This window comes from Isoptericola sp. NPDC055881 (assembly GCF_053615895.1).
In genome coordinates this window covers 1-22,831 of record NZ_JBSHCR010000047.1, presented here as the reverse complement: position 1 = coordinate 22,831, position 22,831 = coordinate 1, and the positions used below count along the sequence as shown (strand labels likewise).

Annotated in this window: 19 protein-coding genes; 6 read left to right on the top strand and 13 right to left on the bottom strand. The window is 74.5% G+C overall.

The window, feature by feature from the left end; all coding sequences use genetic code 11:
• The first annotated feature begins 12 nt into the window (after positions 1-12).
• Together ACWGKI_RS14465 and ACWGKI_RS14460 are read left to right on the top strand one after the other, a co-directional pair.
• Positions 13-2,079 (top strand): bifunctional aldolase/short-chain dehydrogenase, encoded by a 2,067-nt coding sequence (locus tag ACWGKI_RS14465; protein ID WP_452187911.1) that lies wholly within the window; start codon positions 13-15, stop codon positions 2,077-2,079.
• A complete protein-coding gene (locus ACWGKI_RS14460; protein ID WP_452187909.1) occupies positions 2,076-3,521 on the top strand; it encodes a rhamnulokinase in 1,446 nt (481 codons plus the stop codon). The genes ACWGKI_RS14465 and ACWGKI_RS14460 overlap by 4 nt, the downstream gene beginning before the upstream one ends.
• Here ACWGKI_RS14460 and ACWGKI_RS14455 read toward each other — a convergent pair.
• On the bottom strand, positions 3,518-4,051 hold the full coding sequence (locus ACWGKI_RS14455; protein ID WP_452187907.1) for an ATP-binding protein: 534 nt from the start codon (positions 4,049-4,051) through the stop codon (positions 3,518-3,520). The two genes, ACWGKI_RS14460 and ACWGKI_RS14455, sit on opposite strands and share 4 nt — an antisense overlap.
• A gap of 209 nt (positions 4,052-4,260) precedes the next feature.
• On the opposite strand from ACWGKI_RS14455, the gene ACWGKI_RS14450 reads away from it, so the two are divergent.
• Positions 4,261-5,601, top strand: a complete 1,341-nt coding sequence (locus tag ACWGKI_RS14450; protein ID WP_452187905.1) for an MFS transporter — start codon at positions 4,261-4,263, stop codon at positions 5,599-5,601.
• Between the two features lie 39 nt (positions 5,602-5,640).
• Here the strand turns inward: ACWGKI_RS14450 and ACWGKI_RS14445 are convergent, their stop codons facing one another.
• The 3 genes from ACWGKI_RS14445 to ACWGKI_RS14435 all read right to left on the bottom strand — a co-directional run bounded on the left by ACWGKI_RS14445 (position 5,641) and on the right by ACWGKI_RS14435 (position 7,517).
• Positions 5,641-6,402, bottom strand: coding sequence for a glycosyltransferase family 2 protein (locus ACWGKI_RS14445; RefSeq protein WP_452187903.1), 762 nt, complete (start codon positions 6,400-6,402; stop codon positions 5,641-5,643).
• A complete protein-coding gene (locus ACWGKI_RS14440; RefSeq protein WP_452187902.1) occupies positions 6,399-7,010 on the bottom strand; it encodes a hypothetical protein in 612 nt (203 codons plus the stop codon). Before ACWGKI_RS14440 ends, ACWGKI_RS14445 begins: the two co-directional genes overlap by 4 nt.
• A gap of 63 nt (positions 7,011-7,073) precedes the next feature.
• Entirely contained in the window at positions 7,074-7,517 is a 444-nt protein-coding gene (locus tag ACWGKI_RS14435; RefSeq protein WP_452187900.1) for a MarR family transcriptional regulator, read from the bottom strand.
• 61 nt (positions 7,518-7,578) lie between these two features.
• On the opposite strand from ACWGKI_RS14435, the gene ACWGKI_RS14430 reads away from it, so the two are divergent.
• A complete protein-coding gene (locus ACWGKI_RS14430; protein WP_452187898.1) occupies positions 7,579-8,436 on the top strand; it encodes an alpha/beta fold hydrolase in 858 nt (285 codons plus the stop codon).
• Positions 8,437-8,443: 7 nt separating this feature from the next.
• On the opposite strand, the gene ACWGKI_RS14425 is transcribed toward ACWGKI_RS14430, so the two are convergent.
• From ACWGKI_RS14425 to ACWGKI_RS14385, 9 genes are all read right to left on the bottom strand, one after another.
• Positions 8,444-10,456: a DUF6807 family protein gene (locus tag ACWGKI_RS14425; RefSeq protein ID WP_452187896.1), complete on the bottom strand. Its 2,013-nt coding sequence runs from the start codon at positions 10,454-10,456 to the stop codon at positions 8,444-8,446.
• Positions 10,456-11,970 carry a family 43 glycosylhydrolase gene (locus tag ACWGKI_RS14420; protein ID WP_452187894.1) on the bottom strand — a complete coding sequence of 505 codons (1,515 nt, stop codon included), beginning with the start codon at positions 11,968-11,970 and terminating at the stop codon, positions 10,456-10,458. Before ACWGKI_RS14420 ends, ACWGKI_RS14425 begins: the two co-directional genes overlap by 1 nt.
• 198 nt (positions 11,971-12,168) lie before the next feature.
• Entirely contained in the window at positions 12,169-12,951 is a 783-nt protein-coding gene (locus tag ACWGKI_RS14415; RefSeq protein ID WP_380244741.1) for an SDR family oxidoreductase, read from the bottom strand.
• A gap of 98 nt (positions 12,952-13,049) precedes the next feature.
• Entirely contained in the window at positions 13,050-13,553 is a 504-nt protein-coding gene (locus tag ACWGKI_RS14410; protein ID WP_452187892.1) for an N-acetyltransferase family protein, read from the bottom strand.
• Positions 13,554-13,622: 69 nt separating this feature from the next.
• Complete coding sequence (locus tag ACWGKI_RS14405; RefSeq protein WP_452187890.1) at positions 13,623-14,927, bottom strand: glycoside hydrolase family 125 protein; 1,305 nt, start codon at positions 14,925-14,927, stop codon at positions 13,623-13,625.
• Positions 14,924-17,206, bottom strand: coding sequence for a glycoside hydrolase family 3 protein (locus ACWGKI_RS14400; protein ID WP_452187888.1), 2,283 nt, complete (start codon positions 17,204-17,206; stop codon positions 14,924-14,926). The genes ACWGKI_RS14405 and ACWGKI_RS14400 overlap by 4 nt, the downstream gene beginning before the upstream one ends.
• Positions 17,203-18,057 carry a carbohydrate ABC transporter permease gene (locus tag ACWGKI_RS14395; RefSeq protein WP_380244736.1) on the bottom strand — a complete coding sequence of 285 codons (855 nt, stop codon included), beginning with the start codon at positions 18,055-18,057 and terminating at the stop codon, positions 17,203-17,205. The genes ACWGKI_RS14400 and ACWGKI_RS14395 overlap by 4 nt, the downstream gene beginning before the upstream one ends.
• Positions 18,058-18,085: 28 nt before the next feature.
• Positions 18,086-19,027: a carbohydrate ABC transporter permease gene (locus ACWGKI_RS14390; RefSeq protein WP_452187886.1), complete on the bottom strand. Its 942-nt coding sequence runs from the start codon at positions 19,025-19,027 to the stop codon at positions 18,086-18,088.
• 25 nt (positions 19,028-19,052) lie between these two features.
• Positions 19,053-20,336 (bottom strand): ABC transporter substrate-binding protein, encoded by a 1,284-nt coding sequence (locus ACWGKI_RS14385; protein ID WP_380244734.1) that lies wholly within the window; start codon positions 20,334-20,336, stop codon positions 19,053-19,055.
• Positions 20,337-20,483: 147 nt separating this feature from the next.
• Between ACWGKI_RS14385 and ACWGKI_RS14380 the strand changes: the two genes are divergently transcribed.
• Both ACWGKI_RS14380 and ACWGKI_RS14375 read left to right on the top strand, forming a co-directional pair.
• Positions 20,484-21,497: a LacI family DNA-binding transcriptional regulator gene (locus tag ACWGKI_RS14380; RefSeq protein ID WP_452187883.1), complete on the top strand. Its 1,014-nt coding sequence runs from the start codon at positions 20,484-20,486 to the stop codon at positions 21,495-21,497.
• A gap of 37 nt (positions 21,498-21,534) precedes the next feature.
• Complete coding sequence (locus tag ACWGKI_RS14375; protein WP_380245603.1) at positions 21,535-22,791, top strand: glycoside hydrolase 5 family protein; 1,257 nt, start codon at positions 21,535-21,537, stop codon at positions 22,789-22,791.
• Positions 22,792-22,831 lie beyond the last annotated feature (40 nt).

Genomic DNA, 22,831 nt, shown 5'->3' with positions numbered 1-22,831 from the left:
TCCGGAGCACCGATGACGAACCAGACCGCCACCCCGACCGTCGAGGCCCTCGTCGCGCGGTCGAACCGCCTGGGCGCCGACCCTCGGAACACCAACTACGCCGGCGGCAACACGTCCGCCAAGGGGACCGCACCGGACCCCGTCACCGGCCAGGACGTGGAGCTGCTGTGGGTCAAGGGCTCCGGCGGCGACCTGGGCACCCTCACGGCGCAGGGTCTCGCCGTCCTGCGGCTCGACCGCCTGCGCGCGCTGGTCGACGTCTACCCGGGCGTCGAGCGCGAGGACGAGATGGTCGCCGCGTTCGACTACTGCCTGCACGGCAAGGGCGGCGCAGCCCCCAGCATCGACACGGCCATGCACGGCCTGGTCGACGCCGCGCACGTCGACCACCTCCACCCGGACGCGGGCATCGCGATCGCGACGGCCGCCGACGGACCGGGGCTGACGGAGAAGATCTTCGGCGGCAAGGTCGTGTGGGTGCCGTGGCGCCGGCCAGGCTTCCAGCTCGGCCTCGACATCGCCGAGATCAAGGCCGCACACCCCGACGCGATCGGGACGGTGCTCGGCGGTCACGGCATCACCGCCTGGGGCGACACGGCCGAGGAGGCCGAGGCGAGCTCGCTGTGGATCATCGAGACCGCGGCCGCGTACATCGCCGAGCACGGGTCGCCCGAGCCCTTCGGCCCCGCGCTGGAGGACCACGCCGCCCTGCCGGACGGCGAGCGCCGCGCCAAGGCGGCCGCGCTCGCCCCGCACCTGCGCGCCGTCGCGTCCCACGACCGGCCGCAGGTCGGTCACTTCACCGACGCCGACGTCGTGCTCGACTTCCTGGCGAGCGCCGAGCACCCGCGCCTGGCCGGGCTCGGCACGAGCTGCCCGGACCACTTCCTGCGCACCAAGGTGAAGCCGCTCGTCGTGGACCTGCCGGCGACCGCGACGGTCGAGGAGATCGTCGACCGCCTGCCCGCCCTCCACGAGGCGTACCGCGCGGACTACACGGCCTACTACGAGCGCGGCGCCGCCGAGGCCCGCGCCCGCGGCGAGGAGCCGCCCGCCATGCGCGGCGCCGATCCCGCGATCGTCCTCGTGCCCGGCGTGGGCATGTTCTCCTACGGCGCGGACAAGCAGACGGCGCGGGTCGCGGGCGAGTTCTACGTCAACGCGATCAACGTCATGCGCGGTGCGGAGGCCCTGTCGACCTACGCCCCGATCGACGAGTCCGAGAAGTTCCGCATCGAGTACTGGGCGCTGGAGGAGGCCAAGCTGCAGCGCAGGCCGAAGCCCAAGCCGCTCGCCACCCGCATCGCGTTCGTCACCGGTGCCGCGTCCGGCATCGGCAAGGCCATCGCCACCCGCCTCGCGGCCGAGGGGGCGTGCGTCGTCGTCGCGGACCTGGACCTGGAGAAGGCGCAGGCCGCCGCGGCCGAGCTCGGCGGCACCGACGTCGCCGTCGGCCTCGCCGCGAACGTGGCCGACGAGGCCGCCGTGCAGGCCGCGCTGGCCGAGGCCGTCCTCGCCTTCGGCGGCGTGGACATCGTCGTGAACAACGCCGGCCTGTCCCTGAGCAAGTCGCTGTTCGACACGACCGAGGCGGACTGGGACCTGCAGCACGACGTCATGGCGAAGGGCTCGTTCCTCGTCGCGAAGAACGCGGCACGCGTCCTCGTGGACCAGAAGCTCGGCGGCGACATCGTCTACATCTCGTCGAAGAACTCCGTGTTCGCAGGGCCCAACAACATCGCCTACTCGGCCACCAAGGCCGACCAGGCCCACCAGGTGCGGCTGCTCGCCGCGGAGCTCGGCGAGCACGGCATCAAGGTGAACGGGATCAACCCGGACGGCGTCGTGCGCGGGTCGGGCATCTTCGCCTCCGGCTGGGGCGCCAACCGCGCCAAGACGTACGGCATCGAGGAGCAGGACCTGGGCAAGTTCTACGCCCAGCGCACGCTGCTCAAGCGGGAGGTGCTCCCGGAGCACGTCGCGAACGCCGTGTACGCGCTGTGCACCAGCGACTTCTCGCACACGACCGGCCTGCACGTGCCCGTCGACGCCGGCGTGGCGCAGGCGTTCCTGCGGTGACCGGCTCGACGGCGGGGCGGGCGCGGGAGGGGACGCTCGCCGCCGTCGACCTGGGCGCCACCAGCGGGCGCGTCATCCTGGGCCGGTTCGGCGCGGGCGGGCTGCGGCTGCAGCACGTGGCACGGTTCCCCAACGAGCCGGTCCGCACGCCGGACGGCCTGCACTGGAACCTGCTGGAGCTCTACCGCCAGGTGCTGGAGGGGCTGGCCGCGGCGGAGCGCGAGGCGCCGGGAGAGATCCTCGGCGTCGGGATCGACTCGTGGGCTGTGGACTACGGCCTGCTGCGCGACGGGCGGCTGCTCGGCGTGCCGTACCACTACCGCGACGCGCGGACCGCCGCCGGTGTGGAGCGGGTGCACGCCCAGGTGGACGCCGCCGCGCTGTACGCGCGCAACGGGTTGCAGCACCTGCCGTTCAACACGGTGTTCCAGCTCGCCACGGAGGGTCCGCTGCTCGACCTCGCCGACCGGGCCCTGCTGGTGCCCGACCTCCTCGCGCACTGGCTCACCGGGGCGGAGGTCGCCGAGCGCACCAACGCCTCCACGACCGGGCTGCTCGACGCCCGCACGGGGGAGTGGGACACGGCGCTCGCCGACCTGCTCGGCATCCCCGCGCGCGTCCTGCCGCCGGTCGTCGACCCCGGGACGTCGCTCGGCGTCCTCGCGCCCGACGTCGCGCAGGTCGTGGGGCGGGCGCTGGAGGTCACGGCCGTCGGCTCGCACGACACGGCGTCGGCCGTCGTCGCGGTGCCTGCCACGGACCGCGACGTCGCGTACGTCTCGTGCGGCACGTGGGGCCTGGTGGGCCTCGAGCTCGACGCACCCGTGCTCACGGAGGACGCCCGGCTCGCCGGCTTCACCAACGAGGGCGGTGTGGACGGCCGCACGCGGTTCCTGCACAACGTCATGGGGTTGTGGCTGCTGTCCGAGTCGATCCGCACCTGGGAGCGGGAGTCGACCGCCGCGCAGCGGTCGAGCACCCTGCAGGAGCTCCTGGCGGAGGCGGCGCGCGTCACCGGGCCCGTCGCCGTGTTCGACGTCGACGACCCCCGCTTCCTGCCGCCGGGCGACGTGCCCGGCCGGATCGCGGACTGGTGCCGCGAGCACGGCCAGCGGGTGCCCGGCACGCGCGGGGAGTACGTGCGCAGCATCGTGGAGAGCCTCGCGCAGGCTTTCGCGGACGCCGTCGCGACGGCGGCGCGGCTGGCCGGCCGCACGGTGTCGGCGATCCACGTGGTGGGGGGTGGCGCGCAGAACACGTTGCTCTGCCAGGCGACGGCGGACCGCTCGGGGCTGCCGGTGGTGGCCGGGCCGGTCGAGGCGACCGCCGTGGGAAACCTGCTGGTCCAGGCACGCGCCCGCGGCCTGGTCGAGGGCGACCTGGAGGACCTGCGAGCGATCGTTCTCGCCGCGTTCCCGCCCGAGCGCTACACGCCGCGCTAGGAGCGGTCCGGCGCCCCGGTCGCGGTCAGGCCGTCCGTGGCGCGGTCGGCCGTGGCCAGATCGTTCGTGGCCGGGCCGTCCGCCGTGCCGTCCGGCGTGGGCACCGAGAACTGGGCCCACACGTGCTTCTCGGCCCCCGCGCGGTACCAGCCGACGCGGTCCGCGACCGTCTTCGCGAGCCGGAGGCCGTGCCCGCCCTCGCCGAGCTGCCGGTCCAGGGGGACGACGGGCGGCTCGTCGGGGCTGCGGTCGACGACGTCGAGAACGGCCACGGACCCGTCGCACAGCAGCCGTGCGACGACGGGCGGGCGGGCGTGCTCCAGCGCGTTGGCGACCAGCTCGCTCGCGACGAGCACCATGCGTTGCGTGCCGGACAGCCCGCCGGCGTCCTCCGACGGGCCGATGCGGGCGGCGGGACAGTCGCACGGCAGCTGCGACTCCAGCTCGGCCCGCACGTCGGAGAGCTGGTCGACGGTGCGCAGGGTCCAGGATCCGACGACGTCGAGCCGCCCGGGAGGGCATGCCTCCACCGGGTTCACCGACGCACGCCCTGAACCATGCCGCCTCCTGCGCTGAAGGGTGTGGGACCGTGCCTCGAGGCTGCGTCCGCAGCCGAGTCCGTCGTCGACCTTACTGCCCCGTGCCCGGTCCCGCGCGCCCGTGGGGCCACGGCACCGCTCCGGCTGCCCTGTCCGATCACCGCTCGCCCCGTGTCGGTGGCGCAGGAGAGGATCGGCCGGTGCCTCGCACCCTCGCACGCTCCGGCGCCCTGGCCTTCTGGCACGAGCTTCCTCGTGACGGCCGCTGGCTGCTGTCCACGGTCGTCGTCCAGTTCTTCGGCCGCGGCCTGACGCTGCCGTTCACGATCATCTACCTGCACGAGGTGCGGGGGTTCTCCCTCGGCACGGCCGGCACGCTCATGGGCCTGATCGCCGTGGTGGGGCTCCTGGTGACCGGCCCCGCGGGGACGCTGGTGGACCGGTACGGCGCCCGCGCCGTGGTGCTCACCGGCCTCGTCGCGGGGATCGCCGGGCTGACGCTCCTCGCGTTCGCCACGGCCCCGGCGGTCGCCGGCGTCGCCCTGTGCCTCTTCGGCGTCCAGCTCGGCGTGGCCTGGCCGTCGATCAACACGCTCGTGGCCACCGTCGTGCAGGGCGACCTGCGGCAGCGCTACTACGGCGTGAACTTCGCCCTGCTCAACCTCGGCGTCGGCGTGGGCGGCGTCGTCGGCGGCTTCATGGTGGACGTCGAGAGGCCCGGCACCTTCGTGGCCGCCTTCCTCATCAACGCCGCGACGTTCCTCGCACCCGTCGTCGTCCTCCTCGTGCCCCTGCGCTCCCTCCGAGGCAGGGTCGAGCGTCCGGCGACCCAGGACGGCGCGCCCGCGGCCGGGTACCTGCACATCCTGCGCCGGCCGGAGGTGCTCTGGCTGACTGCCCTGTCCTTGTTCGCCTCGTTCGTCGGGTACGGGCAGATGGAGGGTGGGTTCCCAGCGTTCGCCCGGCAGGCCTCCGAGGTCTCGACGCGCGTCATCGGCCTCGCGTTCGTGGTGAACACGGTGGTCATCGTCACCCTGCAGTTCTGGGTCATGAACCGCGCGAAGGGACGACGTCGCACGCGCGTGCTCGTGGTGATGGCCGCGATCTGGGCGGTCGCGTGGGGAATCCTCGGCGCGACCGGTCTCGTCCCCGGCAGCGTCGCTGCCGTCGCCGGGGTCCTGCTGTTCCACGGGCTCTTCGGGCTCGGAGAGACGCTGCTGCAGTCGGCCCTGCCCGCGATCACCAACGACATGGCCCCGGACCACCTGCGCGGCCGGTACAACGCCGTCAACTCGGGGGCGTTCCAGGCGGGCACGATCGCCGGCCCGGTCGTGGCCGGGTTCCTGCTGGAGCACCACCTGCCGGGCGCCTTCATCGCCGTCGTCGTCCTGGGCTGCGCGGCTCTCGCCGCCGCCGCGCTCATGCTCGAACGACGGGTCTCGCCACGGGTGAACGGCACGGCGATCGCCACGGCACCGGCGACGACACCGGCGACGACGCCGGCCACGACGTCGGCCGCGACACCTGGCGCGACTCCCTAGGCCGCCCCCTCCGGGCCGTCCACGGTCCAGCGGGCGCGGTCATGGCCGCGCGAGGTGCTCTCGCCAACGTTCCCACGGCGGCGCGACCGACCAGTTCAGCCGGAGCGTGCGCACCGCCCGGGCCAGCCGCCGGCGGCGGGCGTGCCGCAGCGAGCGGGCGGAGACGCCGACCCGCAGCCGCCGGTCGCGCACGATGCGCCGCCGGGGCCCGAGCGCGAACGCCAGGTCCAGGTCGTCGTGCACCTCCGGGTCGCGGCGCTCGACCTGGTCCCGCACGGCCCACCAGGTGCTGCGACGCAGGGCCATGGAGGAGCCCCACAGCGCGGTGTGGCCGAGCGCCATCCGGGTGCTGGCGTAGTACGTGCCGAGGTACAGGGCGCACGCCCAGCGACCGGCCCGCAGGTCGGTGAAGGTGCCCACGCCGGTGACGGCGTCGGCCGAGAGGTCGGCGGCCAGGCGTTCCGCCACCGTGCGCACCCAGTCGGGCCCGGGCTGGGAGTCGGCGTCGAGCCGCGCCACGACGTCGCCCCGCGCCGTGTCGTACCCGGCGGCGGCCGCCGCCGGGATGCCGACGTGGGGCTCGTGGACCACGACCGCGCCGGCCCGGCGTGCGACGCCCGCGGTGTCGTCGACGGACGCGTTGTCCACCACCACGACCTCGAGCGGCGGGAGCGTCTGCGCCGCGAGCAGCGCGAGGCAGCGTTCCAGGGCGACCGCGTCGTCCCGGGCCGGGACGACCACGGACACCGTCGGCAGCGCGCCGTCCGGCGGCGGGGGCGCGACCCGCGACCGGCCGGTCACGCGCGCTCCTCGCCCGCAGCGGGGGCGGTCGCGCGGGCCACGAGCGCCGCCGCCGCGAGGCTGCCCACGAGCGCCGCGGCGAGGTCGCCGACGGTGTCGAGGTACGTCACGTGGATGCTCTCGTCGACCAGGGCGTGCCCGAGGGCCTCGAGCAGCTCCCACACGACGGCGAGCAGGGCGCCGAGGCCGACCACCGTCACCGCGGCCGACGCCCGGGGCCGGACGGGGGAGACGGTGACACCGGCGCGGGCCAGCACGTGGTGGCCGAGGGCCGCGAGCGCGCCGGTCGCGACGGCGTGCACCAGCAGGTCGAGCCCTGCGACCGCTTCGTACAGGCCGAGGACGGCGCACCACGCGGCCACGAGCACCGCCGCGCCGCACGCGACGTCGAGCACCGCGGGTGCGCCGGTCGCCCGCGGCACCATCGTGCCGCCGAGGACGAGGAGGAACAGCGCCGCCGCGACCCCGCCCGACGTCGCCGCGGCCACGAGGACGCTCGCCAGGGCCGCGACCCGCACGGCGTCGCCGAGCACGATGCCCCACGTCGGTCGCCCCGGCGCGGGGCGCCAGGCCGCCGCGGAGGGCGCGGTCCGGGGTGCCGAGGTCATGCGCCAGCCTAGGCAGCACCGGCGGCTGCCCACCCGTCGGCGGCAGAGGCTCCCGGTGCGGTCTCAGACGGGCCGGCCGCGCAGGAGCGTGGCGCCGACCTCGTCGAGGAGGGTTGCCACCCGCGCGGCGTCCTCCTCGCCGGTGCCCAGGTGGCGTGCGAGCGCGGGGACGATCGTCGTCGACCGGATCTCGTCGAGCCGGGCCGAGGCACCCGGCTCGCGCACGACACGGGTGCGCCGCCGGTCCGCCGGGTCGCTCGCCGTCCGCACCGCGCCGGCCACCTTGAGCCGTGCCACCGCGGTCGACACCTGGCTCTGGGGGAGGCCGGTGCGCGAGGCGATCTCGCCGACGGTCGTGCTGGCGTGCTCGGCGACGTCGGCGGCGACGATCAAGGTCACGCGCGCGCTGCCGGCGTGGCCCGCCTCGCCCCCGGGCGGTTCCGGCAGGGCGTCCTGCCCGATCTTCATCAGGGCGCGCCCCAGCAGGAACAGGTCGACTCCGTTCATCGCGCCAGTCTAGGGGAAAAGCATCTGGTGCGATGTATCGAACTAGATGTAATGTCGTGGCATGCCGAAGATCGAGGTTCCCGGGGCCAGCATCCACTTCCAGACGGTCGGGTCCGGCCCGCTCCTGGTGATCTCCCAGAGCGGGGAGGGGGACGCGGACCGCACCGCAGACCTCGTCCCGCGGCTGGTGAACCACTTCACGGTCCTCACCTACGACCGGCGGGGCCTGTCCCGGAGCCGACCCCACGATCCCGACCGGGGAGCGTCGATCGCCGACCACGCCGACGACCTCGACCGGCTCCTCGCGCACGTGACGGACGGGCCGGTGGTGATGCTCGGCTGCAGCCTCGGGGCGGTGATCGGCCTTCGTCTCGCCGTGTCTCGCCCGGGACGGTTGCGCACCCTTGTCGCGCACGAGCCGATCGCGCCGTGGCTCCTGCCGCACGACGAGGCGCAGCAGCACCGCCGCGAGCTCGTCGAGATCCAGGACGCGTACCGGGCCGGCGGCCTCGCCGGCGCCCTGCCCGCCATCGTCCGGTCGCTGGACATCGACCCGTCGGGCGCCCAGAGCGAGCCCGGGCTGACCGCGTTCCCGATGGACGCCGGCCGCGCGGCGAACTTCGACCACTTCATCCGCCACGACTTCACGGCCGCGATCGAGGACCGCCTCGACCCCGGGCTGCTCGTCGGCCTGGGCACCCGGGTGGTCCCCGCCGCGGGAGAAGCGACCTCCGGCGGCGTCTTCGACCGTCGCTGTGCCGAGGCGCTCGCCGCCGTGGTCTCCAGCCCGGTCCGGCTCTTCCCGGGCGGCCACAACGGCAACCTGAGCCGCCCGCGCGCCTACGCGCGTCGCCTGCTCGAGGTGCTCGGCGAGCCGGCGGCCGCCACGGAGGCGGCCACCGCGTGTCGCCCGGCCTGAGCAGCCGTCAGGCGCCGGCCGCCAGGGCGTCGGTGCCCTGCACGGCTCCGACCCGGGACACGGCGAGGTCCGCCACAACCTGCGCGTCGTCGGCGTCGAGCCTCCGGTCGACGACGGCCGCCACCACGTGGACCACCAGCTCCGTCCCCGCCGGCACCCGCCGCACGGCGTCCCAGGCGAGCGCCGGACCCAGGCCGACGTAGTCACCGACGCGCGCGAACCAGGGGTCGGGTGCCTGGTCGGGTGCCTGGTCGGATGCCGGGTCGGAGGCGTCGTCGTTCCGGGGAACGAGCACCAGGGTGGACCACGTCTCACCCGTGCGACGGGCGACCGCCACCCACGGGTGGCGGGAGCCGTGCACGTCCGTCCCGTCGGGGGTGACGACGCGCGCCTCGTCGCCCGTGGGGAGCCGCCAGAACCAGCCGCCGTAGCCGGCGCCGGGGCGGCCGTGGGTGGCGGGGCTGCCGATCTCCAGGTCGGTGTCACCGGCGCGCAGGGTGCTGTGCCAGCCGAGCGCCCAGGCGTCGGCGCCGGGCAGGACGGCCGCGGCGAGGCGCCGACGTTCCGTGAGCTGGACGCCGCCCCCTGCGTCGAGCCAGCGCAGCCGCTGCTCCAGGGTGGTGCCGTCGTCGGTGACGACCGTGGCGGTGACCTCCTGGCGGCCGTGGTTGGCGAGCAGGGTCGGTCCCTGGCCTCGCACGTAGGTGCGGCCGCCCCAGTGGCTCGTGCCGTTCACGTCCGCGACGGCCAGCGACACCCCGTAGTGGTGCCGGTGGTCCACGGGGCTCATCGCCGTCATCGCCACCCCGTCCAGCGAGTGCACGGGGTGCAGGAAGGGGCGCGGGCTGTGCACGCCCGGCATCGTCGTGCCGCCGGAGTACCGGCCCAGGGCGCGGCCGTCCGCGGTGGCGAGCACCCACTCGTCGTCGGCGGCGCGCCACCGGGCCTTCTCGGCCTCGGACCGATCCGCGGAGTCCGCAGCGTCGGCGTCACGGTGCCGCGCGGGCGGCACCGGCCCGGTGCTTCCCCGCACCACCAGGCCCGGCGTGATGTGCAGGACGACGCCCTCCGCACCGAGCCGGGTGCGCTCGACGCCGAGCACGCGCGCGTGCAGCAGCTCCCAGGCGCGCCGCCCGAGGTCCGCCTGCGGCACGGCCGCCGTCGTCAGCGACGGCGTCGCGTACCGGGCGAGCTCGATGTCGTCGAACCCGCCGATCGACAGGTCGCCGGGCACGGCCACCCCGGCCTCGTTGAGGCGCGCGAGCAGCCCGAACGCGACCAGGTCGTTGAACGCGACGACCCCTGTGGCGCCGGTGGCGAGCACCCGGTCGGCCACGCGGTAGCCGGCGTCCACGGTGGGGCCGCAGGGCACGGTCGTGACGCGCAGGCCCGGGTACCGGTGGCGCGCGTCGTCGAGCGCCCGCACCCGCAGGGCGTTGGACGCGCTCGACGGCGGCCCGGCGACGTAGGCGAGCTCCCGGTGCCCGAGGGCCACCAGGTGGTCCACCATGCTGCGCACCCCGGCGCCGTAGTCGACGCGCACCGTCGGGACGGTGCCGCCCGGCACGTGCCGGTTGATCACGACGACCGGCTCCAGGCGCGGCAGGAGCTCCCGCAGCGCGTCCTCCGACGTGCGGGGCGCCGCGAGGACGAGCGCGTCGCAGCGTTGCCGCGCCTCGAGCGCGACCTCGGCCTCGTCCCGGGTGTTCTCCGCGGTCTCCGCCACCAGCACGCGATAGTCGTGCGGGGCGGCCGCTGCCATCGTGCCGCGCAGGATCTGCTGGAACATCGGGTTCGCGAGGTCGGGCACCACGAGCGCGACGGAGTTCGTGCGGCCCAGCGACAGGCTGCGTGCCACCCGGCTCGGCTGGTACCGCAGCTCCCGGGCGACGGCGCGCACCCGCTCGGCGATGTCCGGAGCCACCGTGGCCCGGTCGTTCATCACCCGCGAGACGGTGGCCCGGGAGACGCCCGCCGCCGCCGCGACCTCGTCGATGGTCGGCCCGCCGGAGCGCTGCATCACGCGTCCTTCCCGGTCACGGTGACGCGGACCGGGCCGAACGTGCCGCCGTCGGCGTCGCCCGGCGCGCTGCCGAGCGGGCCGCTCGAGAAGAGGCCGACGTCCGCGCCCACCCAGTGCCCGACGTGCGCCTGCCACGGCGGTGCGGGCTCGTGCCAGGGCGCGTCGGCGCCGGTCCGCCACCCCCACGTGACGGCGCCGTCGGCGTCGACGGCGGCGCGGACCAGGACGCTCGACGCGCCGCCCGGCACCGGCTCCTGGGCGAGGATCTCCTCGTCGCCGTGGGTGCCGCCGCGCCGGACGGTGACCTCCACGCCGCCGGGTGTGCGGACCAGCCCCGCCCACGCGTACTCGCGGCCGAGGACGACGACGCCGGCCCGGGTGCCGGGCGCGTCGGCCGTCAGCACGACCCGGGTCTCCCAGGTGCTCGGCTCCCCGGGCAGCTGCTGGCTCAGGACCGCGCCCTGGTCACGCAGGTTCCCCCGCGGCGACGGCTGCGCGGGCAGGAACAGGGTGCCGTCGCCGTCGGCCACCGCCCAGGCGTCGTCGGGGTTGGCCTGCCAGTGCCAGCGGGGTGCCAGGCCCGGGGTGGTGAAGTCGTCGCTGCGCACGGGCTCGCCCGGCTCCGCGCCGGGGACCGGGGTCGGGTGGGTGAGCACCGGCGTCCCGCCGTCGCCCACCACGGGCCAGCCGTCGTCGTCCCACCTCATTGGCTGCAGATGGACCACGCGCCCGAAGACACCGCGGTCCTGGAAGTGCAGGAACCAGTCGGTGCCGTCGGGGGTGTCGACCCACGCGCCCTGGTGCGGGCCGTTGACGGGGGTGTCGCCCTGGGCGAGCACGACGCGGTGCTCGTACGGGCCCCACACCGACCGGGACCGGAACGCGGTCTGCCAGCCGGTCGCGACCCCGCCGGCGGGCGCGAAGATCCAGTACCAGCCGTCGCGCTGGTACAGCTTGGGGCCCTCCAGGGTGCGAAAGCCCGGCAGCTCGTCGCCGTCGACGACGGTGCGGGGCGGACCGACCACCCGCCTCAGGGCGGGGTCCACCTCGACCACCGTGAGCCGGTTCTTCACCCCGGCACGGCTCTTGGCCCACCCGTGCACCAGGTAGGCGCGACCGTCGTCGTCCCACAGCGGGCACGGGTCGATGAGGCCCTTGCCGGGCAGCAGGCACCACGGCTGCGACCAGGGGCCGCGCGGGTCCTCGGCGGTGAGCACGAAGATCCCGTGGTCGGGGTCCGGGTAGACGATCCAGAACAGGCCGTCGTGGTGGCGCAGGCTCGGTGCCCACACCCCGGACCCGTGCCGGGGGAGCACGTAGTGACCCTCCGGGGGCAGCGCGGGCAGCGCGTTGGCGACGTGCTCCCAGGACACGAGGTCGCGCGAGTGCAGCACGGGCAGCCCGGGGGCGCGGTGGAAGCTGGACGCGATCAGCCAGTAGTCGTCGCCGACCCGGACGGCGTCCGGGTCCGGCCAGTCCGCGTCGAGGACCGGGTTGCTGTAGTGGGTCATGGTCGCCTTCCGTCACGTCGCTGGGACAGACGGCGGTCCGATGTGGGAAACCGGTTACCGCCGCGCGACGTCAGCCTAGCAACCGGTTTCCCATCGTCGTACCCCCCACATCTGGTCGCCGACGTAGCGCTGGGGGCTCGTCCGGGCCCAGGACGAGCCCCCAGCGCTACGTCGTGCCTGTCAGTGCCTCCCCGACCCTCAGGCGATGAGCGACTGACCTCCGTCGACGAACACCTCGGTGCCGGTCACGTGGCTCGCGTCGTCGGACACGAGGTAGGCGATGGTCGCCGCGACCTGCGCCGCGACCCCCGGCTCCTGGCCGGTGAGGGGGATCTGCCCGTCGGGGAACTCGGCGGCCACGCCGAGGTCCTCGGTGTGCCGCTGCTCGGTGTTGTCGTCGATCTCGGTGTCGATCGCGCCCGGGCACACGGAGTTGACGCGCACCCCGCGGGGCCCGAGCTCGACGGCGGCCATGCGCGCGAACGCGACCTGGCCCGCCTTGCTCGTCGCGTAGGCCGAGGCGCCGGAGTTGCTGAAGGTGCGGGTGCCGTTGATCGAGGAGACGACGACGACCGCGCCGCCCTGACGCACCAGCAGCGGCACCGCGAACCGGACGGTGTGGAACGTGCCGGTGAGGTTCGTGGCGATCGTGCTGTCCCACTCCTCGGGCGCCAGCTCGTCGAGCGGGGCCCAGACGCCGTTCACGCCGGCGTTGGCGACGACGACGTCGAGCCGGCCGAGCTCCCGCTCCACCCGGGCGAGCACGTCGCGCATCGCGTCGGCGTCCCCGACGTCGGCCGCCACCGGGAGCACCGTGCCGCCCCCGCTCCGGATCTCCTCCGCGACGTCGTCGGCACTCTCCTGGCGGTGCCCCAGCGCCACGACCGTCGCGCCCTCGCGGGCCAGGCGCACCGCCGTCGCGCGTCCGATGCCCGACCCCGCTCCCGTGACCAGCGCGACCTTGCCGTCCAGACCGTTCATCCTCGTTGTCCCCCTCCGGTGATCGACGTCGTCGACGCTAACGACGAGCGGGGAAGCTCGCGCGCGGGCCACCACCGACCTCCCGGGACCCCGTCGCGCTAGCGCACGTGGCGGACCTCCGCGAGATCGAGACGCTCGTCGACGAACCGAGCCCCGTCGGGCAGGAACCCGTTGCGTTCGTAGAAGCGCCGCGCCCGCGGGTTGGCCTCGGCCACCCAGAGCTGGGCGGGCGTCCCCGGGGGCAGGGCGGTGTCGAGCAGCGCCTGACCCGCCCCCGTCCCGTGGTGCGCGGCCAGCACGTAGAGGAGCCAGAGCTCGCGGTCGCGCACGGGCTCGTGGCTGCCGACCGCGCGCCCCGCGCCGCCGAAGGCGACCCCCACGACCTGCCCTTCCGACTCTGCGACGAACGCCGTCAGGTCGCCCCGGAGCCATCGCTGCCAGGTCGCCGTGCGCCGCTCGAGGGTGTCCGACTCCCAGTGCTCCGCCGGGAGCAGGCCCGAGTAGGTCTCGACCCACGACGTGTGATGGACGAACGCGCAACGGGCCGCGTCGTCGGGCGTCGCGGGACGGACGGCGGCAGAGGGACGGGGGACCGGGGGCATGCAGCGATCCTTCCAACTCTCTTCGACCGGCTCCACCAGGGTGGCACCCAGCCCGCGCCGCGGTGCCCCTCAGGCGCAGGCGTCGTCCGCCACGGCCAGCGCGAGCTCGCAGAACATCGAGTCCGCCCAGGAGAACCACGGCCGCGAGAACGAGGTCGGGTCCGACGGGTCGAAGCTCTCGTGCACGTACCCGGTGCCGCCGTCGGTGTCGGCGATCAGCCGCAGCAGGCGCACCCGGTCCGCGGGGGTGCCGGTCAGCCCTTCGACGGCGAGCGCGATCGGCCACACGTAGCCGGGCTGCGTGTGCGGGCTGCCGACGCCGGCCGCCATGGTGCCCGTGAAGTAGTACGGGTTCGCCGGGCTGAGCACGAGCTCGCGCGTGGCGCGCCAGACGGCGTCGTCGAGGACGTCGGGCGCGACGAGCGGCAGCGACAGCAGCGACGGCGTGTTGGCGTCGTCCACGCACAGCACGCCGCCCAGCCCGTCGACCTCGTAGGCGTAGACGCGCGCGCCGCCGCCGGGCGCGGCGACCACGCCGTGCGCCATGACACCCGCGACCAGCTCGGCCGAGAGGTGACGGGCGTCGTCGGCCAGGGCGACGTCGGCCCAGACCTCGTCCGCGATCTCGGCGACGGCCCGCAGCGCCTGCGCGGCGAACAGGTTCGCGGGCACGTTGTAGCCGTACGTGCAGGCGTCGTCCGACGGGCGGAAGCCGCTCCACGTCATCCCCGTGAACGCCACGGGGGTGCCGCGACCGTCGCGCGCCAGCGTCTCGGTGGGGACGGGCGTGTCGCGGCTGAAGCGGTACGGCGACGAGTCGTGGTGCTGCTCGGTACGCAGCTGGTCGACGACGGTCCGCAGCACCCGGTGGGCGCGCTCGTCGAGCACCTCGGTGCTGCCCGTCTCCCGCCACAGCCGGTGCGCCAGCGTCACGGGGTACGCGAGGCTGTCGACCTCGTACTTCTGCTCCCACACGTGGGGGTCGTCGCAGACGTCGTCGGGGTCGTAGTGCGCGCCCGTCGGGCCGTCGTTGAACGCGTTCGCGTACGGGTCGTGGTCGAGGCACGCGAGCTGGCGACGCACGACGCCCGCGACGAGCGCGGCCAGCGGCGGGCAGTCCGCCAGGAAGCGCAGGTACGGCGTGAGCTGCGTGGTCGAGTCGCGCATCCACATCGCGGGGATGTCGCCCGTGATGACGAAGACGCTCCCGTCGGCGCCGACCGTCACGGTGTCGGTGAGGGTGCGGCGCAGCGCCGCGAGGACCGTCTCCGCGACGCGCTCGCCCGACGTGGCGCGGACCCGCTCGGCGGCTGCGCGCAGCGTCGCGTCGATCTGCGGGTCGAGCGGCGCGGGTGCCGTCGAGGTCGTGGTCATCGTTCCCAAGGCGTGCTGTCCTCCTGGTCGGTGACGCGCACGACGGCGGCGCCGGCGGGCTCGTCGAGGTCGGGGGTGCACCACGCGCCGACGGTCACGGGCGTGGCGACGGGCTCGCCGGTCGCCCACGAGCCGAGCTCGTCGAGGCCGAGCCGGAACGTCACGGACGCCGTCACGCCCGCCTCGACGGTGGCGCGTCGCACCCCCAGCAGGGTACGACGGCGGGGCCGCACGCCGCGCTCGTGCCGGCGGCCGTACAGCGGCACCGACAGGTCCACCGCGGCCGGGCCGGCGTTCGTCACGTCGACGGTCAGCGCGGCGACGGCCCCGGCCGCGAGGTCGGCCGCGGTCACCGTCGCGGCAGGCGTCCGCAGGGTCGTCGTGACGCCCGGCGCGTGCGCGGTGCCGAGCGGCAGGCCGCGCAGCACCGGGTGGTCGCGGTAGCCGCGGGCGGTCTCGAGCCGCTCGTCGTGCGCCACGGGCACGACGCCGTCGGCGGTCGGGAACGTCGCCGGGAGCCGGCCGGAGGTGGCGCCGGTGAGGAGCACGTCCGCGATCGCGGCACCGCCCGTCGGGCCGGGGAACGGGACGACGAGCAGAGCGTCGACGAGGGCCACGAGCTCGGTCAGCACGCGGGGGCGGCCGTCGACGACGACGCCGACCACCGGTCGCCCCGACTCCCGCGCGGCCCGGACGACGTCGAGCTGGGCCCCCGGCAGCGCGACCGAGGACAGGTCGACGCCCTCGCCGTTCGTCGTGTCGGGGGCGGGGCCCTCGACCGCGCCGTTGTCGGCGAACTCGTCGTCGTAGCTGCGCCGGCTGGTGCCGCCGAGCACGACGACCGCGACGTCGGCCGCCGCGCAGGCGTCGCGCACGTCGTCGAGCGCGCCCGGGTCGTCGAGCGGGCCGCGCAGCCGGCTGCCGACCGCGTGTCGCACGCGGTCCGCGCCGAGCCGGGCGGTGAGCGCCGACAGCACGGTGGACGCGCCCGGGTCGTGGGGCGGGCGCGGCGGCGTGTAGTCGCCGAGCTGCGCGTCGAGGTCGTCGGCGTTCGGCCCGACGACGGCGACCGTCGCGTCGCCGTGCAGCGGCAGCACGCCGTGGTCGTGCACGAGGACGACGGCCTGGCGGGCGGCGCGCTCGACGAGGGCGACGACGTCGCGCGCCGGGGCGTCGCGCGGGACCGGCGGGGCGACGGGCTCGCCGAGCAGCCCCAACCGGTGCTTGAGCGCGAGGACGCGGTCGACGGCGCGGTCGAGCACCGCCTCCGCGACGAGGCCGCGGTCCAGCGCTGTCCCGAGGTGCGTGAACGCCTCGTCCCACAGGCTGAGGTCCACGCCTGCCTGCAGGGCGAGCGCGGCGGCCGAGGCGGGGTCGGGCGCGCTGTCGCGGAGGCGGTCGACGGCGGTGCCGTCGGCCATGACCAGGCCGCTCCAGCCCCAGCGTGCGCGGATCGTGCCGGTGAGGAGCTCCTCGTTGGCGCTGCACGGCACACCGTCGACGTCGTTGTACGCGGCCATGTAGCCGGCGACGCCGACGCGGGCGGCGGCGTGCGCAGGGCGCAGGTGCAGCTCGCCGAGCTCGCGCCGCCCGATCGGGGCGCCGGAACCGTTGCGACCGCCGATGCCGGCGCCCTGGCCGGCCAGGTGCTTGGCGACCACGGCGACGTGGGCGGCGTCGATCGGGTCGTCGCACGACGCGGTGCCCTGCATGCCGCGCACCGTGGCCGCGACGAGGGCGGCGGCGAGCGCCGGGTCCTCCGAGAAGCACTCCTCGGCGCGGCCCCAGCGCGGGTCGCGCAGCACGTCGAGGCCGGAGACGAGCGCGACGTGCGTGCCGCGGGCGCGCGCCTCGGCGGCGACGGCCGCGGCGAGCTCCTCGGTGAGCGCGGCGTCCATCCCGGCGCCGAGCGCGAGGTTGACGGGCAGCGTCGTGCCGCCGAGCGCCATGAGCCCGTGCGGCGCCTCCTCGACGAACAGCACGGGCAGCCCGTCGCCGTACCGGGTGACGTGCTCCTGCACGGCGGCGTAGGCCTCGGCGCTGCGCTCGGGCGGGACGCCGTTCTCCCACCGGACCGCGGACCACGGGTCGGCGCGCAGCACGCCGTACAGGGCGCCGAGACCGCCCCAGCGGTCGACCTCGCGGCGCAGCACGTCGGTGACCTGCGGTGCGCCGTCGACCCAGCGGACGGCCTCCCAGCCCTTGAGCCGCTGGTTGACCTGGCCGATACGGGTCGCGAGCGGGAGCGACGCCGCGGTGACGGGTGGGGTGGACGTCATCCCTTGACCGCCCCCGACAGCAGCGCGCGCTGCATCTGGCGCTGGAGCACCGTGTAGACGAGGTAGACGGGCAGCAGGGTGAACAGGGTGCCGGCCATGAGCACGCCGTAGTCGGTGCCGGCGTCGACCTTGAGCGTCGGCAGCGCGACCTGGATGGTGCGCTGCGCGGTGTCCGGTCCGATGAGGATCAGCGGGTACAGGTACGCGTTCCAGAACGACAGGAAGTTGAGCAGCAGGACCGTCGCGATCCCCGGGATGCAGATCGGCAGGTACACCTGGCGCAGCACCTGCAGCGACGTGGCGCCGTCCATGGAGGCCGCCTCCTCGAGCTCGCGCGGGATGGTCCGCATGAACGAGGTGAGGATGACGATCGACAGCGGCAGCGCCGTCGCGGGCAGCAGCAGCACGACGAACGTGCGGGTGTGGAAGAGCCCGAGCACGGCCGCGAGGAGGAAGGTCGGGAAGAGGGCGGCGAAGGACGGGATGAGGAACCCGAGCGCGAAGACGCTCTCGACGACCTTGCCGGCCCGCCCGGTGGCCCGGGCCAGCGCGAACGACGCGGGCAGCGCGAGCACGAGCGTGAGCACCAGGGCGCCGACGGTGGTGATCACCGAGTTGGCGATGGCGAGACCGAGGTCGGCCTGGTGGATGGCGGTCGTGAAGTTCGAGAGGTCCCACGTGGTGGGGAGCGCCAGCGGCGACTCGAAGATCTGCTCGTTGTCCTTGAACGACGAGACGATGAAGTAGTAGAAGGGCACGAGGAGCAGGGCGGCGTAGATCCACGCGAGCGTGCCGCTCGTGATCGAGCCGATGCGGTCGGACACCCGAAGGGCGGCGGTCTGCCGGGCCATGACGGTTCTCCTAGGGCGAGGTCGGGGATCAGTGGGTGGCGCGGAGCACGCGGCGGATGAGCCCCATGCCGACCAGGCCGATCACGAAGAGGATGACGCCGACGGCCTGGCTGTAGCCCAGGTCGGCCTCGACGAACGCCTTCTGGTAGATCAGGTAGGCGAGCGTCGTCGTCGAGGTGCCCGGCCCGCCCTGCGTCAGCAGCAGCACGTTCTGCGCGGAGTTGAACAGCATCGACAGGAACTGCAGCATCGTCACGACGCCGATGAAGTCCCGGGCGATCGGCCAGTACATGCGCCAGGCGACGCGCCAGTCGCCGGCGCCGTCGATGCGCGCGGCCTGGACGATCTCGGTGTCCACGCCGTCGAGCCGGGCGGCGATGAGCACGGCGGAGTAGCCGATGCCGCTCCACAGCTCCACGGCGATGATCGCGCCGAGGGCGGTGCTGGGGTCGGCCAGCCAGGCGGTGCCGTCGAACCCGAGGGGGCGCAGGACGCCGTTGACGAGGCCGTCCGGGTTGAGCATGGCGTAGAAGACCATGGCGGTCGCGGGCGCCGAGATGAGGGCCGGGATGAAGAGCAGGTAGCGCAGCACACGGTGCCCGCGGGGCTTCTGCACCACGTAGAACGCGAGCAGGAACGCCAGCACGATCATGATCGGCAGCCCGATCACGATCTGCACCGCCGAGTTGCGCACGGCGGCCCAGAAGGTCGGGTCGGCGAACACGGCGGTGAAGTTGCCGAGACCGGTGAAGGTGGGGGTGGCGAGCATGCCCGGCCAGGACAGGAACGCGATGACGAACATCGCGACCACCGGGCCGATCATGAAGACCGCGTACCAGACGAGGGCGGGCAGGGCGAGGCCGGGGAACCGTTCGCGCAGCGGGGCGCGGCGGCGCGACGCGGCGGGGGCCCCGGGTGACGGGGCGGCGGCGGGGGCGGTCGCGGTCCCGGCGGCGGCGAGCGTGGTCATGGGAGTCCTTTCCTGGCGCCGGCGGTCAGGCCGCCTGGTAGGCCTTCTCGAACGTGTCGACGATCTGCTCGGCGGACGCGGTGCCGTAGGCGGACGCGGTCGCCTTGACCATCGGTTCGAAGACGGCGTCGGGGATGAGCAGGTCGGGCAGCATGACGGGCGTGACGTCGTCGTCCGTGAGCCGGGAGGCCTGCGCGACCAGCGGGAAGTCCGTGCTGACGGTGTCGGTGACGCGGTTCATGTCGCGGCCGGAGCCCAGGATGAACGCGTCGATGACCTCGTCCGAGTACAGGTACTGCACGAACGGCTTGATGAGGTCGAGCTTCTCGGCGCCGTTCTTGCTGATCCAGATGCCGTGGCCGTTGTAGCTCTTGATCACGCTGGGGCGCGTCAGCACCCCGCCGGACGACGGCATCGGCCAGCCCCCGACGGTGACCTCCTTGGCCCGCTCGCCCGGGACGAGCGCCAGGGCCGACGACATCGCGGGCACGATCGCGGCCTTGCGGGTGTTGAACTGGGTCAGCTCGGAGTCAGAGGTGTAGCCCTGCACGTCGTCGACGAAGACGCCGGCGTCCCGGAGCTCGACGAAGTGCTCGACGCCCTTGAGGGCCCCCGCGCTCTCGGAGAGCTTGCCGGAGGAGAAGACGGTGCGCGCCTCGTCCTGGGTGAGGAAGCCCTGCAGGATCTGCAGGAACATCTTCTGGCCGCTCCAGTCGGAGCCGCCCACGGTCACCGGCCCGATGCCCTTCGAGCGCAGCGCGTCTGCCACGGCGATGAGCTCGTCGGAGGTCGTCGGGATGTCGACCCCGGCCTCCTCGAGCAGGCCGGTGTTGTACGACACCGGCCAGTTGGTGCGCGTGAACGGGAAGGCGCGCAGCCGGCCCTGCGGGTCGGTCCACTCGGTGAGCGCCTCGGGGAAGATCTTGTCGCGCAGGCCCCAGTCGTCGAGCAGGTCGGTCACCGGGATGGTGGCACCGAGCCGCGTCCACGACAGCGTGCGGCCCATCATGTTCACGATCGCGACGTCCGCGGCCTTCCCGGCGAGCGTGCTCGTCTCGAACACGATGGGCAGGTCGGAGCCGTTCTTGAGCTGGGCGACGGTCCGCCCGGTGCGGCGCTGGTAGTCGGCGACGACGTCCGCGAACACCTGGGCCCCGGCGACGGCGCCGCTGAGCTGGGTGTGCACGGAGATCGACCGCGGTCCGCTCCCGGCGGGAGCGAGGGCGCCGCAGCCCGCGAGCAGCGGGGTGAGGACCCCGCCGCCGATGGCCGCCTTCAGCACGGTGCGCCTGCTGACGCCGTGGGTCATTGGTCCTCCCTGAGAGCTACGGTGCGTCGTTCGGGGGGCGGAGCACAGCCTCCGCCACCGCTTCCTTGTAAAGCGGTACACATCAAGTGCCGTGCAACGTATACCGCTTTACATTCGTCGGTCAACCCCTCTACGCTCGGACGCACCATGACTGCCACGAGCCCGAGACGCGTGACCATCGCCGACGTCGCCAAGCACGCCGGCGTCTCGCCCTCCGCCGTGTCGCACGCCTTCAACGGTCGCCCCAACGTCTCCGAGGCGACGGCGGCCCGGATCCGGGCAGCCGCCGATGCGCTGAACTGGCGACCGAACTATGCCAGCCGCAAGGTCTCCGGCCAGGGCGGCCGCAGCCTCGGGCTCGTCATCGCCCGCTCCCGCGACACGTTCGGCCGCGACCCGTTCTTCATGCGGCTGCTGGCCGGCCTCACCGAGCCGCTCGCCGACATCGGCTGGTCCCTCTCGCTGACCCTCGTGCACGCGGACGAGGAGGAGCAGGTCTACCGCCAGTGGTGGGGCGAGCAGCGGGTCGACGCGTTCCTGCTGGTCGACGTCCGCAACGACGACCCGCGCCTGGCCCTCGTGGAGCAGCTCGGCGCCCCCGCGGCGCTCCTCGGCGCGCCCCTCGACGACGCCGTGCCCGCCGTCACGGTGCAGGACGACACCGCCGTCGCGACCGTCCTCGACCACCTGGCGGACCTCGGCCACCGCGACGTCGCCCGCGTCACCGACGCCCCCGGGCTCGCCCACACCCGGGCGCGCGACCGGCGCTTCTCGCAGGCCGCCGCCGAGCGGGGCCTGGACGCCTCGTTCGCCGCGTGGGACCCGACGGCCGCCGACCCGGTCGCCGACCTGCTCGGGCGCCTCGGCCCGGTCACCGCGGTCGTCGTCGACAGCGAGTCCATCGCCGCCGAGATCGTGGCGCACGCGCCCGAGCTCGGGGTCCAGGTGCCCGCGCAGCTGTCCGTCGTGGCCTGGGAGGACTCCTGGGTCTCGACGCTCGTGCGGCCGCGCCTGACCGCCCTCGACGCCCCCGTGGAGGAGAGCGCGCGCACCGCCGTCGCCCTCCTCGAACAGCTCGTCCGCGGCGAGGCCGTCTCGTCGCGGACCGTGAGCGGCCGGCGGCTCGTCGTGCGCGAGTCGACCGCCCCTGCACCCCGGTAACCCCCAGCATCTCCGAGACACAGCGAGGAAAGCTCCCTTGACTTCGACCGTGCCGCGCTTCGGCGTCAACTACACCCCGTCCCGCGACTGGATGTTCCAGTGGATGGCCGTCGACCCCGACGTCGTGCGCGCCGACTTCGAGGCGATCGCCGGGCTCGGTGTGGACCACGTCCGCGTCTTCCCGCTCTGGCCCGTGCTGCAGCCCAACCGGACCCTCATCCGCCGCCGTGCGCTCGACGACGTCGCGCTCGTGACGGACGTCGCGGCGGAGTTCGGGCTCGACGTCGCGGTCGACGTCGTGCAGGGCCACATGTCGGGCTTCGACTTCGTGCCGGCGTGGCTCGTGAACTGGCACGACGGCAACATGTTCGCCGACCAGGGCGCGGTCGACGCCCAGGCCGCCCTCGTGGCCGCCGTCTACGACGCGGTGCGCGACCGCCCGAACTTCCTGGGCCTCACCCTCGGGAACGAGCTCAACCAGTTCCTGGAACCCAACCCCGCCGCCATGCCCGCCACCCCGGAGCAGGTGACGCACTGGATGACGTCGCTGCTCGACGCCCCGCGCGACCGCGACCCGCGCCACGTCGTCGTGCACAGCGAGAACGACCACCTCTGGTACTGGGACGACCACTCGTTCCTGCCCGAGCACGCGTCCCGCCTGGGCGACATGACGACCGTGCACTCCTGGATCTTCAACGGCACGGCCGCGCGGTACGGGGCGCTGTCGCCGCAGTCCGTGCGGCACGCGGAGTGGATGATCGAGCTGTCGAAGGCGTTCGCGACCGACCCCGGCCGCCAGGTGTGGCTGCAGGAGGTGGGCGCCCCGTCGATGAACCTCGCCGAGGCCGAGATGCCGGAGTTCTGCACCCGCACCCTCGAGGCGGCCCTCACGACGCGTGACCTGTTCGCCGTCACCTGGTGGTGCTCGCACGACGTGACCCGCGACCTCGCGGACTACAAGGACCTCGAGTACTCGCTCGGCCTGCTCGACACCGAGAACCGCGTCAAGCCGCTCGGCCGCCGGTTCGCGGAGGTCGTCGCCGAGGCCCGCCGCGGCGCGCTGCCGCTCGCGCAGGAGCGCACCGTGGGCGTCGTCGTCGACGTCGACGCGGCGGACCTGCCCCTCTCGCGCCCCTCGCTCGGCCCGGGCGGCGCGGTCTTCGAGCTCTGGCACGACCTGCGCGAGCGTGGCGCCGCCGTGACCGTCGTGACCAGCGCGACCGCCGCCGACCCCGCGGCGCTCGCGGCGCGGGGGATCACCGAGCTCGCGCGCGTCGAGGTGCGCCAGCCCTGACCATCGCTGTGGGTACGAAAGTGGCGGGAATTCCCGAGGG

Coding starts and splice junctions, on each gene's coding strand:
- ACWGKI_RS14430 (WP_452187898.1), top strand. CDS start 7,579: ATGCCGAAGATCGAGGTTCCCGGGGCCAGCATCCACTTCCAGACGGTC.
- ACWGKI_RS14405 (WP_452187890.1), bottom strand. CDS start 14,927: ATGACCACGACCTCGACGGCACCCGCGCCGCTCGACCCGCAGATCGAC.
- ACWGKI_RS14465 (WP_452187911.1), top strand. CDS start 13: ATGACGAACCAGACCGCCACCCCGACCGTCGAGGCCCTCGTCGCGCGG.
- ACWGKI_RS14380 (WP_452187883.1), top strand. CDS start 20,484: ATGACTGCCACGAGCCCGAGACGCGTGACCATCGCCGACGTCGCCAAG.
- ACWGKI_RS14435 (WP_452187900.1), bottom strand. CDS start 7,517: ATGAACGGAGTCGACCTGTTCCTGCTGGGGCGCGCCCTGATGAAGATC.
- ACWGKI_RS14440 (WP_452187902.1), bottom strand. CDS start 7,010: ATGACCTCGGCACCCCGGACCGCGCCCTCCGCGGCGGCCTGGCGCCCC.
- ACWGKI_RS14425 (WP_452187896.1), bottom strand. CDS start 10,456: ATGCAGCGCTCCGGCGGGCCGACCATCGACGAGGTCGCGGCGGCGGCG.
- ACWGKI_RS14420 (WP_452187894.1), bottom strand. CDS start 11,970: ATGACCCACTACAGCAACCCGGTCCTCGACGCGGACTGGCCGGACCCG.
- ACWGKI_RS14415 (WP_380244741.1), bottom strand. CDS start 12,951: ATGAACGGTCTGGACGGCAAGGTCGCGCTGGTCACGGGAGCGGGGTCG.
- ACWGKI_RS14395 (WP_380244736.1), bottom strand. CDS start 18,057: ATGGCCCGGCAGACCGCCGCCCTTCGGGTGTCCGACCGCATCGGCTCG.
- ACWGKI_RS14385 (WP_380244734.1), bottom strand. CDS start 20,336: ATGACCCACGGCGTCAGCAGGCGCACCGTGCTGAAGGCGGCCATCGGC.
- ACWGKI_RS14390 (WP_452187886.1), bottom strand. CDS start 19,027: ATGACCACGCTCGCCGCCGCCGGGACCGCGACCGCCCCCGCCGCCGCC.
- ACWGKI_RS14410 (WP_452187892.1), bottom strand. CDS start 13,553: ATGCCCCCGGTCCCCCGTCCCTCTGCCGCCGTCCGTCCCGCGACGCCC.
- ACWGKI_RS14400 (WP_452187888.1), bottom strand. CDS start 17,206: ATGACGTCCACCCCACCCGTCACCGCGGCGTCGCTCCCGCTCGCGACC.